Annotated in this window: 1 protein-coding gene; it reads right to left on the reverse strand. The window is 65.5% G+C overall.

Annotated elements, in window-relative coordinates; all coding sequences use genetic code 11:
- Nucleotides 1-44 precede the first annotated feature (44 nt).
- Nucleotides 45-232: oleate hydratase (locus SM753_RS21225; RefSeq protein WP_323193010.1), on the reverse strand; the 188-nt coding region annotated here is incomplete at its 5' end.

Raw genomic sequence — 232 nt, forward strand, 5'->3', positions numbered from 1 at the left:
GTGTCTCCGCCTGGCGCAGGTCGGCCGCCGCTGCCGTCGCAGGCTCACCGATAGGCGGCTTCGATAGCCTCCGCCAGGACCTTCGGTCTCCGGTAGTGTTTGCTCACGGGCGGAACCTCCTCGTCGAGATCCAGCAGATCGTAGACCGCAACCATCGCCGACCGGACCGAGTACTCGACGGTGAACACCACGTCTCTGTCGACCTCGGCGTACTGACCGAGGAACGCGAGGT

Source organism: Halostella sp. PRR32, assembly GCF_034808085.1.
In the GTDB taxonomy this organism is placed as follows: domain Archaea; phylum Halobacteriota; class Halobacteria; order Halobacteriales; family Natronoarchaeaceae; genus Halostella; species Halostella pelagica.